Here is an 18158-nt window from a genome sequence, read left to right on the forward strand (position 1 = left end):
GTTAAGCTAACCTGCTTTAGGTTAGCCGCATTTATATTTTCGGAGTAGTGTAGTACGTGTTCTCAAATCGATTTATCCGCATTTTGCCATTAGTATTTATTTTATCCGGCTGTGAAACCACACCCGATACACCAACATCACCCCCTGAAATTAAGGCTAACCCCAAAAAAATTGTTAAAGAAAAAAACGAAAATATTGAGCAAATAGCTCCCTTAAGTCCTCAGAAACTCGATGATGTGTGGCAACGCATCCGAGCGCAGCTGTCATTTGCCAATTCTAGCCACCCAGATGTACAACAACGCATTGCATGGTATTTATCGCACCCAAATTACATGGATGAAATTAGTCGCCGTGCTGAGCCTTACCTTTATTATATAGTCACAGAGGTTGAAAAGCGGAACTTACCCATAGAATTAGCATTAATGCCGCTAATTGAAAGTGACTTTGATGCCAGTGCCTATTCGCACAAGCATGCATCTGGACTTTGGCAATTAACGCCTGCCATTGCTAAATATTTTAAAGTACAAATAACGCCTTGGTACGATGGCCGACAAGATGTTATTGATAGCACTCGCGCAGCGCTGGATTTTATGGAGTACTTGTACAAGCGATTTGATGGCGATTGGTATCATGCAATAGCAGCTTATAACTTAGGCGAAGGCCGTGTACTCAGGGCAATTAGTAACAATAAAAAGCAAGGCAAACCCACTGATTTTTTCAACTTAAGACTGCCCAAACAAACCAGTCAGTACGTGCCAAAATTACTAGCTGCGGCACAATTATTAAAAAGCCAAAAAATGGCTTTTCCTGCAATTTCAAACAGCCCAACAATTGCAGTATTACCTATTGATGGCGCTGTTATTTTAGATAACCAAAAGCAATGGCAGCAACTTGAATCTTTAAACCATGGTGTGATCCGCTTTCCTGCCATTATTGATGCACCCCACATTGTTGTTCCAGTTGCTGAACAAACACAATTTAAAAACATGCTCGCTAATCTTGATTCCAATGATTATAGTCAGTGGCAACACTACACAGTAAAACGTGGCGATAGCTTAAGTGTTATAGCGAAACGCTACAAAGTGGGTATTAGCCAACTCAAAGCGTTTAACGATCTAAAAAGTAACACCATTAGAATTGGCCAAAAGCTTGTGCTCCCTCAATTAGCCGATACCCAAATTGAACATCAGGTTAAATCAGGCGAAAGTTTATGGAAAATCGCTAAGTATTACAAAGTAAGTATTAATAAACTCAAACAATGGAATAACCTTTCGAGCGACCACTTAAAAATAGGTAAAAAACTTACTGTATTCTTGTCTAATAGCTAACTACCTCGCTGATTATTAAATATATGGACTGATGACTTTATCAGCCCATATACCCTTCAAAAGACCTAAATTTAGATTCGATCTTGCACATATTTGCCGTCGGCGCGTTCCTTCGTAGTGACCACGCAGTAGAATATCGTAGTGCCTACAGCGCTAGAGAGCCACATAGCAAGGTACATTTATGTTTTTAATGGGATGCGTTGGCTCTGAGGTTAACGTTGCGTTATTTTGCCCGCGGGGTTCTAGATACTCAACCCACGCTACGGTGGTCAGATTTACGCTGTGCAGCTGATAGCTGACGGCTGATACTTTCACTTTCCTGCAGACGTAAAAAAGCCCGACTCTTTCAAATCGGGCTTTCTCTTATTTGGAGTCGGTGCGCTACGCAGTAGAATGACCTACTTTTACATAGCAAATGGGATACTATCATTGTGTCGGGGCGGCCTTGTCCGGGGCTCGCCTTCGAGCTGTTTTGTTTGATGTATAGGAATACGAATGCCTTTGGAGTACAGGATGTACGAGAGCGGCCACTACTGAGTTCGGCATAGGGTCTTGGCTATTTTTATTAAATCCCAAACAGCAAAAAACCCGCTACATTGCTGTAACGGGTTTCTCTTATTTGGAGCCTGGTAATGACCTACTTTCACATAACAAATGCTACACTATCATCGGCGCTGTTTCGTTTCACTACTGAGTTCGGCATGGGGTCAGGTGGGTCCAAAACGCTATTGTCACCAAGCAAATTTGGTGTCAGTCCGTATCGCTACGCACTAACTAAAATTTGGAATTTCTGATAATAAAAGTTTTCAGTAATCTACTTTAGTCTATTAACTTCTTCGCTTGTTTCACTATCACATAAAACGCGTTTGGCGTTGTATGGTTAAGCCTCACGGGTAATTAGTACAAGTTAGCTTAATGGCTCACACCACTTCCACATCTTGCCTATCAACGTTGTAGTCTTCAACGGCCCTTCAGAGACTTTAAAAGTCTAGTGAGAACTCATCTCGAGGCCTGCTTCGCGCTTAGATGCTTTCAGCGCTTATCAGTTCCGAACGTAGCTACCGGGCAATGCCATTGGCATGACAACCCGAACACCAGCGGTTCGTTCACTCCGGTCCTCTCGTACTAGGAGCAACCCCTCTCAATTCTCAAACGCCCACGGCAGATAGGGACCGAACTGTCTCACGACGTTCTAAACCCAGCTCGCGTACCACTTTAAATGGCGAACAGCCATACCCTTGGGACCGACTTCAGCCCCAGGATGTGATGAGCCGACATCGAGGTGCCAAACACCGCCGTCGATATGAACTCTTGGGCGGTATCAGCCTGTTATCCCCGGAGTACCTTTTATCCGTTGAGCGATGGCCCTTCCATTCAGAACCACCGGATCACTATGACCTACTTTCGTACCTGCTCGACGTGTCTGTCTCGCAGTTAAGCTGGCTTCTACCATTACACTAACCGTACGATGTCCGACCGTACTTAGCCAACCTTCGTGCTCCTCCGTTACTCTTTGGGAGGAGACCGCCCCAGTCAAACTACCCACCAGGCACTGTCCGTAACCCCGATTCAGGGGCCAACGTTAGAACATCAAAACTACAAGGGTGGTATTTCAAGGACGACTCCACAAAAACTAGCGTCTCTGCTTCAAAGTCTCCCACCTATCCTACACATGTAGGTTCAATGTTCAGTGCCAAGCTGTAGTAAAGGTTCACGGGGTCTTTCCGTCTAGCCGCGGGTACACAGCATCTTCACTGCGATTTCAATTTCACTGAGTCTCGGGTGGAGACAGCGTGGCCATGGTTACACCATTCGTGCAGGTCGGAACTTACCCGACAAGGAATTTCGCTACCTTAGGACCGTTATAGTTACGGCCGCCGTTTACCGGGGCTTCGATCAAGAGCTTCTCCGAAGATAACCCCATCAATTAACCTTCCGGCACCGGGCAGGTGTCACACCGTATACGTCATCTTGCGATTTTGCACAGTGCTGTGTTTTTAATAAACAGTCCCAGCCACCTGGTCACTGCGGCTCCAATCAGCTTAGAGAGCAAGTCTCATCACCAATCGGAGCGTACCTTCTCCCGAAGTTACGGTACGATTTTGCCTAGTTCCTTCACCCGAGTTCTCTCAAGCGCCTTAGTATTCTCTACCTGACCACCTGTGTCGGTTTGGGGTACGATTCGGTATAATCTGAAGCTTAGAGGCTTTTCCTGGAAGTATGGCATCAGCAACTTCATCACCGTGGTGACTCGTCTCGTGTCTCAGCCTAACAGCAACCCGGATTTACCTAAGTCGCTAGCCTACACACTTTCACATGGACTACCATCGCCATGCTTGCTTAGCCTGCTCCGTCCCCCCATCGCAATTATACCAAGTACGGAAATATTAATCCGTTTCCCATCGACTACGCCTTTCGGCCTCGCCTTAGGGGTCGACTTACCCTACCCTGATTAACATGGGATAGGAACCCTTGGTCTTCCGGCGTGCGGGTTTTTCACCCGCATTATCGTTACTCATGTCAGCATTCGCACTTCTGATACGTCCAGCATACCTCCCGGTACACCTTCAACCGCTTACAGAACGCTCCCCTACCACTCAGAATAAATTCTGAATCCGCAGCTTCGGTGCATAGTTTAGCCCCGTTACATCTTCCGCGCAGACCGACTCGACCAGTGAGCTATTACGCTTTCTTTAAAGGATGGCTGCTTCTAAGCCAACCTCCTGGCTGTCTGGGCCTTTCCACATCGTTTCCCACTTAACTATGACTTTGGGACCTTAGCTGGCGGTCTGGGTTGTTTCCCTCTTCACGACGGACGTTAGCACCCGCCGTGTGTCTCCCGGATATTACTTTACGGTATTCGGAGTTTGCAAAGGGTTGGTAAGTCGGGATGACCCCCTAGCCTTAACAGTGCTCTACCCCCGTAAGTATTCGTCCGAGGCTCTACCTAAATAGATTTCGGGGAGAACCAGCTATCTCCCGGTTTGATTAGCCTTTCACTCCTAACCACAGGTCATCCCCTAACTTTTCAACGTTAGTGGGTTCGGTCCTCCAATTGATGTTACTCAATCTTCAACCTGCCCATGGCTAGATCACCGGGTTTCGGGTCTATACCTTGCAACTATTCGCCCAGTTAAGACTCGGTTTCCCTACGGCTACCCTAATCGGTTAACCTCGCTACAAAATATAAGTCGCTGACCCATTATACAAAAGGTACGCAGTCACCCTCGAGGGGCTCCTACTGCTTGTACGTACACGGTTTCAGGTTCTATTTCACTCCCCTCACAGGGGTTCTTTTCGCCTTTCCCTCACGGTACTGGTTCACTATCGGTCAGTTGGGAGTATTTAGCCTTAGATGATGGTCCACCTATATTCAGTCAAAGTTTCACGTGCTCCGACCTACTCGATTTCACTTAAAATTCGTTTTCATGTACGGGACTATCACCCTGTATCGTGGCACTTTCCAGAGCCTTCCATTAACACATAATAAGCTTAAGGGCTGTTCCGATTTCGCTCGCCGCTACTATCGGAATCTCGGTTGATTTCTTTTCCTACGGGTACTTAGATGTTTCAGTTCTCCGCGTTCGCCTCGTTAACCTATGTATTCAGTTAACGATACCTGCAAGCAGGTGGGTTTCCCCATTCGGAAATCCTAGTCTCAAGTGCTTTTTACTAGCTTGACTAGGCTTATCGCAAGTTAATACGTCCTTCATCGCCTCCAACTGCCAAGGCATCCACCGTGTACGCTTAGTCACTTAACCATACAACCCAAACGGGTCTTTGTTTCGTGACAGTTTAACTTCGCCAGAAGTTAATATTGAATACTAAAGTAGATACCAATTAATCCGAGGATTAAATTGGCACTGAATGATACTGCTATCATTCTTTTTTACTTTTGAAAACTCTGTACAAATACAATGTATTCATACGAATTTTATTATCAGCTTTTCCAAATTTTTAAAGAGCATATTAATTAGTTAACCCAAAGGGTAAAACTAACTAACAATCATCTGTGTGGACACTACGAACAAATAAGTTCTAAATCGTATAAGGAGGTGATCCAGCCCCAGGTTCCCCTAGGGCTACCTTGTTACGACTTCACCCCAGTCATGAATCACTCCGTGGTAAACGTCCTCCCGAGGGTTAGACTATCTACTTCTGGAGCAACCCACTCCCATGGTGTGACGGGCGGTGTGTACAAGGCCCGGGAACGTATTCACCGCGTCATTCTGATACGCGATTACTAGCGATTCCGACTTCATGGAGTCGAGTTGCAGACTCCAATCCGGACTACGACGCACTTTAAGTGATTCGCTTACCTTCGCAGGTTCGCAGCACTCTGTATGCGCCATTGTAGCACGTGTGTAGCCCTACACGTAAGGGCCATGATGACTTGACGTCGTCCCCACCTTCCTCCGGTTTATCACCGGCAGTCTCCTTAGAGTTCTCAGCATTACCTGCTAGCAACTAAGGATAGGGGTTGCGCTCGTTGCGGGACTTAACCCAACATCTCACAACACGAGCTGACGACAGCCATGCAGCACCTGTATCAGAGTTCCCGAAGGCACCAAACCATCTCTGGTAAGTTCTCTGTATGTCAAGTGTAGGTAAGGTTCTTCGCGTTGCATCGAATTAAACCACATGCTCCACCGCTTGTGCGGGCCCCCGTCAATTCATTTGAGTTTTAACCTTGCGGCCGTACTCCCCAGGCGGTCTACTTAATGCGTTAGCTTTGAAAAACAGAACCGAGGTTCCGAGCTTCTAGTAGACATCGTTTACGGCGTGGACTACCAGGGTATCTAATCCTGTTTGCTCCCCACGCTTTCGTACATGAGCGTCAGTGTTGACCCAGGTGGCTGCCTTCGCCATCGGTATTCCTTCAGATCTCTACGCATTTCACCGCTACACCTGAAATTCTACCACCCTCTATCACACTCTAGTTTGCCAGTTCGAAATGCAGTTCCCAGGTTGAGCCCGGGGCTTTCACATCTCGCTTAACAAACCGCCTGCGTACGCTTTACGCCCAGTAATTCCGATTAACGCTCGCACCCTCCGTATTACCGCGGCTGCTGGCACGGAGTTAGCCGGTGCTTCTTCTGTCAGTAACGTCACAGCTAGCAGGTATTAACTACTAACCTTTCCTCCTGACTGAAAGTGCTTTACAACCCGAAGGCCTTCTTCACACACGCGGCATGGCTGCATCAGGCTTGCGCCCATTGTGCAATATTCCCCACTGCTGCCTCCCGTAGGAGTCTGGGCCGTGTCTCAGTCCCAGTGTGGCTGATCATCCTCTCAAACCAGCTAGGGATCGTCGCCTTGGTGAGCCATTACCTCACCAACTAGCTAATCCCACTTGGGCCAATCTAAAGGCGAGAGCCGAAGCCCCCTTTGGTCCGTAGACATTATGCGGTATTAGCAGTCGTTTCCAACTGTTGTCCCCCACCTCAAGGCATGTTCCCAAGCATTACTCACCCGTCCGCCGCTCGTCAGCAAAGTAGCAAGCTACTTTCTGTTACCGCTCGACTTGCATGTGTTAGGCCTGCCGCCAGCGTTCAATCTGAGCCATGATCAAACTCTTCAATTAAAAAGTTTTTTGTCTTTCGACAGCTCAATGAATTCTGAATTTATTTAATATCTTTCGATATTGAATTGACTGTGCTGCAATTCCTACCTAAGTAGTTATTGCTGTTGGTCACTCAGTTTCAATTGAGACTCTAAATTTGTTTGCCTCACTTAGTAAACCAAGCTTGGCTGTTAGAACTCAATCTGTACGAGTGCCCACACAGATGATTGCTTTATATTGTTAAAGAACGTTGCGATTAAAGCGTTAAACTTTATCTCGCTAGGGCTGCGCATATTACGCTTTCCTATTTTTTTGTCAACACTTAATTTTCAGTTTCTTTTAAAAGATTTGAAAGCTAAGTTTTACTCGACTCACTTACCGTTTGTTTAGCGCTTTTCATTGCTGCCTGCCGGGTCAGTGGATGCGCATTATAGGGATATTCTGGAGAGGGTCAATGCTTTATTTCAGTTTTATTAAATTAATTTCAATTTAGTACAGTAACCATACAAAAAAAGGGCTGCAGAGCTGTTTTTGATTAAAATTCATTCACACAAGGCATGATCGCAAGAGGGGGAGGAAGTAAAAGCGATTTATAGATAACTGCTAATCGCTTTTACATAACACTTTATTAATTACTGAGTTGCTATTTCCCATACGGCAATTGAGCCTGAGATTTCATTACCTACTATAAGCAGTGCTTCGTTTGTTGCACTTTGCGCTGCAGGAACAAACGTCATTCCTTCAGGAGCAAGGTCGCCACTTATATCTGCACTTGGTTCTAAACCACGATTATAGAAGTAGTCTTGAAATTTCACATCGTAAGGGTTGGTTATATCAAACACCATTATTGTGCCCATACGCTCTAAGCCAACAAAAGCAAACAACCTATCGCCAACTTTACCTAATGTTAGCGCTTCGGGTTCTGCCCCTTTATCATCTGAGCGTGTATCGCCTTTGTTTTCATCTTCGTTGTTATTAAACGCGTTACCATGAACAGAAGCGGTTACTCGTGCAATTTGATCACCTGAGTCAAACACCACCAGCCCATTGCTATCCCAAATGGTAAATGAGCGTGCGCCATAGGCATAAAGAGATTCGTATTGGCCATCGTTATTTTTATCACCTTTTACTGTTGTAACTTTCAAACGGCCAATGTCGTTATCATCGTTATTTAAGTAATCGAAGTTAGCTGCGAGAGCTAGATCTTCTACGCGGCTTTCATCTATATATGCCAAACACCCATCTTTAGCGTCATAATCAAGGCCGCCCTTGGCTATACAATCAGCTTCATCGCTGGCATCAAAAAAGTATTCGCGTGCATCACCCTCATTGGCAGATACAATAAAGTTGGCTCCTTTCCAACTAAAACTTGCAATTGTATCTGGCTGATACATGCCATATAAACCAGGGTATGATTTAAAGTTAACACCGCCGTCTTTGTCTGAAGCGTCAAATTGTAAGTTTGACCAATCTTTAAAACCGAGCCCTTTTAGCTCAAGGGAATTATCTTCAAGGTTGATGATAGCTAGGCCGTTATTTTCTTGAATAGAGACATAGGCGTATTTATTATCCTTGGAAATACTCACATACTCTGGCTCTAAATCCATAGCGACGGTGGTATTTATTAAATTACCATTAATAGTACGTCCAGTAGGATTGGCAAACACTAAACCCTGCGCTTCTAATTCAGCTTGCTTATTATTGTAATCTTGAAAGTTTATGCTCAAAGCGTTATCGGCAATAGTGCCGTTAGTGATATCGATAATGCTAATAGTGCCTTCGGGATCGATACAGTAGTCGCCATTAGGTTCACCTTCATTAGCAACCACTACTTTTGCACCATCATGACTAAATGCCACCATGTCGGGTAGGGCACCTACTGTTACATTTTTAATAAATACGGGTGTATCTCCGCTAATATTGTAAAACGCTATTTGGCCAGCTTCACCCACGCTTGTAGCAGCCATTGCTACCGCTAATAATTGGTTATTCGCATCGATAGCTATGCTGTTTGCATCGCCAGGCGTATTTTCATTTAGTGAGAGCGTAATGGCAGAGGCTAAGTTGGTCGCAGTTACAATACCTTCGTTATCTTTTACTAATGCTGCAGTGTCGAACGTATCGGCAGGAATGATATTCACAACAGCTTCATCACCAGAGCTATTAATGGCATAAATCCATTTTTTAGAGGCTTGGTAGGCGACTATTTCAGCTGCCCCTTCCGGGCTTTGTGCATTGAGTACTGCGCGGCCAATAAGATTGATATTTAAAGCTGAATTTGCATTAGTGCCGTTTTCGCCATTATTACCCGCTGTACCTTGTACACCCTGTGCGCCATCTTGGCCGTCATCACCATCTAGTGAGCAACCAGTTAATAGTGATAGCAAAGAAAGGGCTATTATTGATTTGTTTAACATTATTGTTTTCCTTAGTGTTGTATTAGTTAAATATCAACACACAGGGATGACAACAGCATGGCATTTTTATTTATAGAATATTTAGACAATAAAAAAGCGAGTTATGAAACTCGCTTTAAATATTTAATAAGTAATGGTCATTACTATTTTTTAACTGGGCGTTTCCAACCATCTAAATTACGTTGCTTGCCACGTGCTACGGCTAGCTGATCATCCGCTACGGCACTGGTAATAACAGAGCCTGCACCCACAGTTGCTGTAGCACCAATGTTTACAGGAGCAACCAGTGACGAGTTAGACCCTATAAAGGCATTATTGCCAATAATGGTTTTTGCTTTATTAACCCCATCGTAGTTACAGGTAATTGTGCCTGCGCCAATATTCACTTTCTCGCCAATTTCAGCATCACCTAAGTAACTTAAGTGGTTTGCTTTAGAACCTTTGCCTAAACGGGTTTTTTTCATTTCGACAAAATTGCCAATGTGCGAGTCTTCTTCCATTACTGCACCAGGGCGAAGGCGGGCGTATGGACCGAGTGTACATTGAGCCGCAACTGATGCATCTTCAATTAGTGTATTGGCTTTAATAATAACATTATCGCCAATGCTACAGTTTTTAAGTACGCAGTTAGGGCCAATTTGTACGTTATTACCAAGCGTTACATTGCCTTCAAAAATAACGTTGATATCGATGAGGACATCTTCACCTGTTTTAACGTCGCCACGTACGTCAATACGTGCAGGGTCGGCAAGAGTTGCACCATTTAGCATGAGTTCTTCTGCTTGCCATGCTTGGTAAGCACGCTCTAATCCTGCAAGTTGTACGCGGTTATTTGCACCTTCAACTTCCATTGGGTGATCTGGCTGTGCTGATGTAATTTCTACACCTTCACTGTGCGCCATAGCGACTATATCTGTTAGGTAGTATTCGCCTTGAGCATTATTGTTAGATAAATTACCTAACCATGTTTTTAAAAGCTTGCCATTAACCGCCATAATACCGGTGTTTACTTCGTTAATAAGTAACTGCTCTGCATTGGCATCTTTTTGTTCAACAATACCCACTAACTTGCCATCAACACGTAGCATACGCCCGTAACCATTTGGGTTTGCTAGATTAACGGTTAACACTGCTAAGCCATTTTTAGGTGTCGCTGCTAATAAACGTTCAAGTGTAGATTGCTTAGTTAAAGGTACGTCACCGTATAAAACCAGTACAGTGTCGTCGTCATTTATATGTGGGTTAGCTTGTGCCACTGCATGGCCTGTACCTAGCTGTTCAGCTTGCAGCACCCAGTTTACGTTATTATCGGCTAATTGTTGTTGTAATAGTTCGCCGCCGTGACCATAAACTAAGTTAGTAGAGTTTGCTCCTAGCGCGTTGGCATTATCGATAACATGTTGCACCATAGGTTTACCTGCCACTTTATGCAGTACCTTAGGAAGAGCAGAACGCATACGGGTACCTTTACCCGCTGCAAGAATAACCGTTGTTAGAGCCATTAAAACAATTTCCTTTTTCCGTTGTTTTAGCTTAATAGAATAAGTGTGCTGCAAAGTAGATTACGTAAGTCACATCATGTGCAAATACTCAGTAGGCTAAGCAATGGCTACTGAATCTTAACTTAAGCAAAGTAACACCTAATAGAATAGGGTTATTGTAGCGAGGATCTTGCGCAGATATAAGTAATAATGAAGAGATATTAGCCATAACGATTAATTTATTTACAAATAGCGACAGGATTTATCATCAGGCACAAAAAAGCCCACATAAAGTGGGCTTTTAAAAACCAGATAGGCTTACTTTTTACGTAATTGCTGAATAACGCGTAGCTGAGCAATTGCTTCAGCTAGTTGCATTGCGGCTTGATTGTAATCAAGCTCAGCAGATGCACCTTTTGCCATTTGGGCTTCAGCGTCACGTTTAGCTTGCTCTGCAGCTTTCTCGTCCAGGTCTTCACCACGAACAGCTGTATCAGCAAGTACGGTCACTATGTTCGGTTGAACTTCTAGTGTACCGCCAGCAATATAGATGAGTTCTTCTTCACCAAATTGCTTAACTAAACGTACCATACCAGGTTTAAGGGCAGTTAGTAGTGGGGCGTGACCGGCATTAACACCTAACTCACCTTCACTACCAGATACTTGAATAGATTCTACTAAACCAGAAAATAATTTCTCTTCAGCACTTACTACATCAAGATGTACAGTCATAGCTGCCATACTACCCTCCTAATTACATGCTTTTGGCTTTTTCTTGAGCTTCTTCAATAGAGCCAACCATGTAGAACGCTTGCTCTGGCATATCATCAAACTCACCGTTTAAGATACCTTTGAAGCCTGCAATTGTGTCTTTAAGTGATACGTATTTACCTGGCGCACCTGTAAATACCTCTGCCACGAAGAATGGCTGAGATAGGAAACGCTGGATTTTACGTGCACGAGATACAAGTTGCTTATCTTCGTCAGAAAGCTCGTCCATACCTAGAATCGCGATGATGTCTTTAAGTTCTTTGTAACGCTGAAGAACTGTTTGAACGCCGCGCGCTATACCGTAATGCTCTTCACCGATTACTTGTGGATCAAGCTGACGTGAAGATGAATCAAGAGGGTCTACCGCTGGGTAGATACCTAGTGATGCGATATCACGTGAAAGTACCACTGTTGCATCTAAGTGAGCAAACGTTGTTGCTGGAGATGGATCCGTTAAATCATCCGCAGGTACGTATACCGCTTGGATTGAAGTAATTGAACCAGTCTTAGTAGATGCGATACGCTCTTGAAGTACACCCATTTCTTCAGCAAGTGTAGGCTGGTAACCTACCGCTGATGGCATACGACCAAGAAGTGCTGATACTTCTGTACCCGCAAGTGTGTAACGGTAGATGTTATCTACGAAGAAAAGTACGTCGCGACCTTCGTCACGGAACTTCTCAGCCATAGTAAGACCTGTTAACGCTACGCGTAAACGGTTACCTGGAGGCTCGTTCATCTGACCGTATACAAGCGATACTTTATCAAGTACGTTTGAATCGTTCATCTCATGGTAGAAATCGTTACCCTCACGAGTACGCTCACCAACACCTGCGAATACTGAGTAGCCGCTGTGCTCGATTGCGATGTTACGGATAAGTTCCATCATGTTTACGGTTTTACCAACACCGGCACCACCGAATAAACCAACTTTACCACCTTTAGCGAATGGACATACAAGGTCGATTACCTTGATACCCGTTTCTAAAAGTTCAACTGAGCTTGATTGCTCTTCGTAAGTAGGTGCTGCACGGTGGATAGACATACGCTCGTCTTCACCGATTGGACCTGCTTCATCAATTGGCTCACCAAGTACGTTCATGATACGACCTAGGGTCTTAGTACCAACTGGAACTTGAATTGCTTCGCCTGTGTTTTCTACTGAAGCACCACGACGTAAACCGTCTGTAGTACCTAGTGCGATAGTACGTACCACACCGCCACCTAGCTGCTGTTGAACTTCTAAAGTCAAACCAGCTAAATCGCCATCTGTTACTTTTAGCGCGTCATATACGGCTGGCACGCTGTCTTGTGGAAATTCGATATCCACAACGGCGCCGATAATTTGGACGACCTTACCTAAACTCATGTCTATTCCTCTCGTTAATCTTTGCCTGAAGCATTAAACTGCTGCTGAACCAGAACAAATCTCACTAATTTCTTGTGTGATTGCTGCTTGGCGAGCTTTGTTATATACAAGCTGTAACTCATCCATAAGGTCACCGGCATTATCAGTTGCAGCTTTCATTGCAACCATGCGGGCAGCCTGTTCAGAGGCAGCGTTTTCAACTACACCTTGGTATACCTGAGACTCAATGAAACGTACTAGCAAAGACTCTAAAATAGCCTCTGGGTTTGGTTCATATAAGTAATCCCACGCATGTGTAGATACTTCTTCTTCAGCTTTTGGCAAAGGGAGTAACTGATCTACTATTGGCTCTTGCTTCATGGTATTAACAAAGTTGTTATATACCAGGAATAAACGGTCAATTTTACCTTCAGAGAATGCATCTAGCATTATTTTTACCGGACCAATTACGTCCTGTACTGAAGGCTTATCTCCAAGACCTGCTTTTTTAGCAAGCACTTGACCACCAAAACGTTGAAAGAAGCCAGCTGCTTTACTACCTAAAGTAGCAAAATCAGCATCTACGCCTTTCTCTTTCCACGCTTTAATGTCTAATGCAACTTTTTTAAACTCATTTGAGTTTAAGCCGCCACATAGACCACGGTCAGTAGAGATAACAATATAACCAACTCGTTTTACTTCACGCTCTTCTAAGAACGGGTGAGTAAAATCAAGATTTGCTTGAGCAACACGACCAATCACTTTACGTAATTTTTCAGCGTATGGACGGCTTGAAGCCACTCGTTCTTGCGCCTTTTTCATTTTAGACGCAGCAACCATTTCCATTGCGCTAGTGATCTTTTGAGTATTTTTAATACTGCCGATCTTGCTTTTAATCTCTTTTCCGCTGGCCATGACTCTCTCTCCGAATCAAGGTGTGCTTTAGGATATAAAGCACACCATTAATAACTAAATTACCAAGTTTGCGTAGACTTGCACTTCTCTAGAAGTTCTTTAAGCTGCGCTTCGATCTCGGCGTTGTAGTTACCAGTTTCATTGATTTGAGCCATAAGCTCTGCGTATGTGCTATTTGCGAAAGAAAGTAATGCCGCTTCGAAATCCATGATTTTAGAGATTTCGATGTCTTGCAAGTAACCTTTCTCAGCTGCGAATAACGACAAAGACATTTCAGCAACAGACATTGGCGCGTACTGTTTCTGCTTCATTAGCTCTGTTACACGCTCACCATGCTCAAGTTGAGCACGAGTAGCATCATCAAGGTCAGACGCGAACTGCGAGAACGCAGCTAATTCACGGTACTGAGCTAGGGCTAGACGGATACCGCCACCTAGTTTCTTAACGATTTTAGTTTGTGCAGCACCACCAACACGCGATACCGAGATACCAGCATTTACTGCCGGACGGATACCTGAGTTGAATAAGTCAGTTTCTAAGAAGATCTGACCATCGGTGATAGAGATAACGTTTGTCGGTACGAACGCAGAAACGTCGCCGCCTTGAGTTTCAATGATAGGCAATGCCGTCAATGAACCTGTTTTACCTTTCACTTCACCATTAGTGAACTTTTCTACGTAATCAGTGTTTACACGTGATGCACGCTCTAAAAGACGCGAGTGAAGGTAGAATACGTCACCTGGGTATGCTTCACGGCCTGGTGGACGCTTAAGTAGCAATGAGATTTGACGGTAAGCAACAGCTTGCTTAGATAAATCATCATATACGATTAATGCGTTTTCACCACGGTCACGGAAGTATTCACCCATAGTACAGCCCGAGAACGGTGCTAAGTACTGAAGTGCCGCAGATTCAGAAGCAGATGCTACAACTACGATAGTATTTGCAAGTGCACCGTGCTCTTCTAATTTACGTACTACGTTAGCAATAGTAGATGCTTTTTGACCAACCGCTACGTACACACACTTAACGCCTGTGTCTTTTTGGTTGATGATTGCATCGATTGCTAGTGCAGTTTTACCTGTTTGGCGGTCACCGATAACAAGCTCACGCTGACCACGACCAACTGGGATCATCGCATCGATAGATTTGTAACCAGTTTGTACTGGCTCATCTACTGATTGACGCTCGATTACACCTGGTGCAATTTTTTCTACAGGTTCAAACCCGTCGTTATCTAAAGCGCCTTTACCATCGATAGGAGCACCTAGTGTGTTTACAACACGACCAAGTAGACCCGTACCAACAGGAACTTCTAAGATACGACCAGTTGTGTATACTTTTACGCCTTCTGTAAGGTCAGCGTAAGGACCCATTACTACTGCACCAATTGAGTCGCGCTCAAGGTTTAGTGCGATAGCATAACGGTTGCCAGGAAGCTCAATCATCTCACCTTGCATACAGTCAGCTAGACCGTGGATGCGAATGATACCGTCAGTAACAGATACAATTGTACCTTCGTTACGAGCTTCACTTACAACTTCGAACTTCTCAATACGTTGTTTGATCAGATCTGAAATTTCAGTGGAATTAAGTTGCATGCTCTTTTTCCCAATTACGATTGTAGTGTTGTGGCTAAGCGATTTAATTTACCGCGTAAAGAGCCGTCAATTACAGTGTCGCCTGCCTTAATAATAAGGCCGCCAACTACTGTAGCGTCTTCACTACAATTCAGCTTAACTTTGCGTGCGAAACGTTTTTCAAGTGCCGCTACCAATGATTCTTGCTGGGCTGCAGCAAGAGGTGTTGCCGAAATCACATCAATATCGATTTCTTTTTCATAGTCCGCTTTTAAAGCAGAAAATAAATGAGCAACTTCAGGTAGTGCAATCAAACGTCCATTTTCAGCCATCACCTTAACTAGGTTCTGACCTTGTTCGTTGAGCTGCTCACCACATAAGTTAATAAATAACTCAGCTTGTGCAGTAGCAGTAGGCAATCCAGCTAAAATGGTAGATGCCTGTTCATTGCTGGCAACGTGGCCAGCAAAGAACAACATGTCATTCCAGCTATCAATAGCGCCTTTTTCAACGGCAAGTTCAAAAGCCGCTTTAGCGTATGGGCGAGCGATAGTAGTCAATTCAGACATGCTCATACCCTCCTAATTACAGCTCAGCGACAAGTTTTTCAACGATGTCACTATGTGCGGCTTGATTGATTTCGCGCTCTAAAATTCTTTCAGCGCCAACCACTGCCAGAGTTGCTACTTGCTTACGTAGCTCTTCTGTCACACGGTTACGCTCTGATTCAATTTCAGAGTGCCCTTGAGCAATAATTTTTTCACGCTCTTGCTGACCACGAACAGTTTCTTCGTCAACAATTAGCACGGCACGCTTTTTAGCTTGATCAATGATATCAGCCGCTTGAGCCTTTGCATCTTTAAGCTGTTCTGCAGCTTTCTGTTGCGCTAGTTCTAAGTCTTTCTCGGCTCTATCAGAGGCAGCTAAACCATCTTCGATTTTCTTCTGGCGAGCTTCAATTGCACCGTTTAGTGGTGGCCATACGTATTTCATACAAAATAATACGAACACCGTAAACGCAATTAATTCACCGATAAGAGTGGCGTTTAAGTTCACAACCGCTCCTCCTTAAATAGTAAGCTGTTCAAAAAATAAAATTAAAGTACGAACAACAATACCATCGCGATACCAACACCAATCATTGCTACAGCATCGATTAGACCAGCAAGGATAAACATTTTAACTTGTAGCGATGGTGCAAGCTCAGGTTGACGCGCACATGCTTCAAGGAATTTACCGCCCATGTTACCAAAACCGATTGCCGTGCCGATTGCACCGAAGCCGATAAGTAAAGCTACTGCGATGTACTTAAGACCTAATACTAGTTCCATTTTTTTCTCCAAAGTTTCAATTGTAATTAAAAGTAAAAATTAAAAGTTATAAATTAGTGATTATCCGAACTTGCCATGCTTAGGTATACGATTGTTAGCATCATGAATACGAATGCTTGCAATACAATTACCAAGATATGGAATACAGCCCACACAAAGTGCAACGGTAGTTGCATTAAACCTATAGCACCTATAAGGATGAAGATTAATTCACCTGCATATAAGTTACCGAACAAACGCAGTGCCAGTGAAAACGGCTTAGAAACCAATGCGATAAGTTCTAGTAATAGGTTGAATGGGATTAAAAGAATCTGCATAGCTGTATTGTTTGAACTAAACGGGTGAAGTGTTAGTTCTTTAATAAAACCGCCGATACCTTTGATTTTAATTGAGTAACCAATCATTAGAATGAACACGCCCAGCGCAAGTGCAGCTGTCATGTTGATATCTGTAGTTGGTACAATTTTCATGTATACGTCGTGTGAATCCATACCGAATGCAGTTTCGCCAACAAAGCCAGCAAATGCAGGTAGGAAGTCAACTGGGATTAAATCCATTAAGTTCATTAAGAATATCCAAACGAATATTGTTAATGCTAATGGTGCAATTAGCTTACTTTTACCGTGGAAGGTATCGCGTACGTTGTCGCCAACGAACTCAACAACCATTTCAATGAAACATTGAAGTTTTCCAGGTACACCCAGAGTTGATTTTTTTGCGGCACTACGGAAGATCCATAAAAATATTAGACCTAGTCCGATAGACCATGCGAGGGTATCTATATGCCATGTCCAGAAGCCACTATCCGTACATGCTTTATTGAAGGCAAGACCAGCGTCGGTCGAGCACATCTTAGCATTGGTTAAGTGGTGCTGAATATGGCTAGATAGAGTAACTTCTTCTGCAGCCATGTTATATCCCAAAAGTTAATGTTTAAAAAAAACGGGTGTAAACAATCCTGTAAACAACACCAACACATAAGCACAAAAGAAAGGTAGCAGTACTACCGGATAAAGCTTTAGCATTAGTGCAAACAAAACGATTGTTAGCATAAATTTTAATCCGTTGCCGCGTTTCAACGAGGCATACGCTTGATTTGCTCGACTTGCACCCATATATCTGAATGCATAAAGCGCAAATACAAAGTTAGGAAGTACTGCGACTGCGCCACCAGCTAGAGCTGAAAGTGCGGCATTGGTTTCCCAACCTATAAAAATTATTAGTGCAGCTAAAAGGGCTACAAATCCCTGAAGGCAAATTAATTTTAATGCGGCAAGCCTATACGGGCTTGCTAACTTATTAGTCACTTTTAATTAACCTTTATGACGCTCTAATTGTCAGGGTATGAAAACTGGCGAAATTATACTTAATCCTGCCAGTTTTGCAACTTGAGTAGGTGCTTTGTAACACAAAATCGCTGTAAA

At 43.9% G+C, this 18158-nt stretch carries 12 protein-coding genes and 3 rRNA genes; 1 reads left to right on the forward strand and 14 read right to left on the reverse strand.

The genetic code is table 11. The features are described from left to right. Positions 1–56 precede the first annotated feature (56 nt). Positions 57–1328: a LysM peptidoglycan-binding domain-containing protein gene (locus tag AC0VZ5_RS15725; RefSeq protein WP_475473639.1), complete on the forward strand. Its 1272-nt coding sequence runs from the start codon at positions 57–59 to the stop codon at positions 1326–1328. 624 nt (positions 1329–1952) lie between these two features. Here AC0VZ5_RS15725 and rrf read toward each other — a convergent pair. From rrf to AC0VZ5_RS15795, 14 genes are all read right to left on the reverse strand, one after another. Further along, positions 1953–2067, reverse strand: a 5S ribosomal RNA gene (rrf, locus tag AC0VZ5_RS15730). A 137-nt stretch (positions 2068–2204) separates the two neighbouring features. After that, positions 2205–5089: ribosomal RNA gene (locus tag AC0VZ5_RS15735) — 23S ribosomal RNA — on the reverse strand. 287 nt (positions 5090–5376) lie between these two features. Continuing rightward, positions 5377–6912: ribosomal RNA gene (locus AC0VZ5_RS15740) — 16S ribosomal RNA — on the reverse strand. The 16S, 23S and 5S rRNA genes sit together here, the layout of an rRNA operon. Before the next feature lie 611 nt (positions 6913–7523). Next, positions 7524–9308: a choice-of-anchor I family protein gene (locus tag AC0VZ5_RS15745; RefSeq protein WP_475473640.1), complete on the reverse strand. Its 1785-nt coding sequence runs from the start codon at positions 9306–9308 to the stop codon at positions 7524–7526. Between the two features lie 143 nt (positions 9309–9451). After that, positions 9452–10810, reverse strand: a complete 1359-nt coding sequence (glmU, locus tag AC0VZ5_RS15750; protein WP_475473642.1) for a bifunctional UDP-N-acetylglucosamine diphosphorylase/glucosamine-1-phosphate N-acetyltransferase GlmU — start codon at positions 10808–10810, stop codon at positions 9452–9454. Positions 10811–11107: 297 nt separating this feature from the next. Then, positions 11108–11530 (reverse strand): F0F1 ATP synthase subunit epsilon, encoded by a 423-nt coding sequence (locus AC0VZ5_RS15755; RefSeq protein ID WP_008112140.1) that lies wholly within the window; start codon positions 11528–11530, stop codon positions 11108–11110. Positions 11531–11543: 13 nt separating this feature from the next. Next, positions 11544–12929, reverse strand: a complete 1386-nt coding sequence (gene atpD, locus AC0VZ5_RS15760) for a F0F1 ATP synthase subunit beta (RefSeq protein ID WP_008112138.1) — start codon at positions 12927–12929, stop codon at positions 11544–11546. Positions 12930–12962: 33 nt separating this feature from the next. Further along, positions 12963–13823, reverse strand: coding sequence for a F0F1 ATP synthase subunit gamma (gene atpG, locus AC0VZ5_RS15765; protein ID WP_008112136.1), 861 nt, complete (start codon positions 13821–13823; stop codon positions 12963–12965). Positions 13824–13882: 59 nt separating this feature from the next. After that, complete coding sequence (atpA, locus tag AC0VZ5_RS15770) at positions 13883–15424, reverse strand: F0F1 ATP synthase subunit alpha (protein WP_464710669.1); 1542 nt, start codon at positions 15422–15424, stop codon at positions 13883–13885. A 14-nt stretch (positions 15425–15438) separates the two neighbouring features. Beyond that, positions 15439–15972 carry a F0F1 ATP synthase subunit delta gene (atpH, locus tag AC0VZ5_RS15775; protein WP_087533920.1) on the reverse strand — a complete coding sequence of 178 codons (534 nt, stop codon included), beginning with the start codon at positions 15970–15972 and terminating at the stop codon, positions 15439–15441. 16 nt (positions 15973–15988) lie between these two features. After that, complete coding sequence (atpF, locus tag AC0VZ5_RS15780) at positions 15989–16459, reverse strand: F0F1 ATP synthase subunit B (RefSeq protein ID WP_008112130.1); 471 nt, start codon at positions 16457–16459, stop codon at positions 15989–15991. 41 nt (positions 16460–16500) lie between these two features. Beyond that, positions 16501–16734, reverse strand: a complete 234-nt coding sequence (gene atpE, locus AC0VZ5_RS15785; RefSeq protein ID WP_004335261.1) for a F0F1 ATP synthase subunit C — start codon at positions 16732–16734, stop codon at positions 16501–16503. Between the two features lie 53 nt (positions 16735–16787). Continuing rightward, positions 16788–17645, reverse strand: coding sequence for a F0F1 ATP synthase subunit A (atpB, locus tag AC0VZ5_RS15790; protein WP_138626155.1), 858 nt, complete (start codon positions 17643–17645; stop codon positions 16788–16790). A 15-nt stretch (positions 17646–17660) separates the two neighbouring features. Then, positions 17661–18041 carry an ATP synthase subunit I gene (locus tag AC0VZ5_RS15795; protein WP_008112121.1) on the reverse strand — a complete coding sequence of 127 codons (381 nt, stop codon included), beginning with the start codon at positions 18039–18041 and terminating at the stop codon, positions 17661–17663. Positions 18042–18158 lie beyond the last annotated feature (117 nt).

Source organism: Pseudoalteromonas sp. QJM3NY_12 (genome assembly GCF_056173165.1).

Coding starts and splice junctions, on each gene's coding strand:
- atpA (WP_464710669.1), bottom strand. CDS start 15,424: ATGCAACTTAATTCCACTGAAATTTCAGATCTGATCAAACAACGTATT.
- atpG (WP_008112136.1), bottom strand. CDS start 13,823: ATGGCCAGCGGAAAAGAGATTAAAAGCAAGATCGGCAGTATTAAAAAT.
- atpD (WP_008112138.1), bottom strand. CDS start 12,929: ATGAGTTTAGGTAAGGTCGTCCAAATTATCGGCGCCGTTGTGGATATC.
- glmU (WP_475473642.1), bottom strand. CDS start 10,810: ATGGCTCTAACAACGGTTATTCTTGCAGCGGGTAAAGGTACCCGTATG.
- atpE (WP_004335261.1), bottom strand. CDS start 16,734: ATGGAACTAGTATTAGGTCTTAAGTACATCGCAGTAGCTTTACTTATC.
- atpH (WP_087533920.1), bottom strand. CDS start 15,972: ATGTCTGAATTGACTACTATCGCTCGCCCATACGCTAAAGCGGCTTTT.
- atpB (WP_138626155.1), bottom strand. CDS start 17,645: ATGGCTGCAGAAGAAGTTACTCTATCTAGCCATATTCAGCACCACTTA.
- AC0VZ5_RS15755 (WP_008112140.1), bottom strand. CDS start 11,530: ATGGCAGCTATGACTGTACATCTTGATGTAGTAAGTGCTGAAGAGAAA.
- AC0VZ5_RS15745 (WP_475473640.1), bottom strand. CDS start 9,308: ATGTTAAACAAATCAATAATAGCCCTTTCTTTGCTATCACTATTAACT.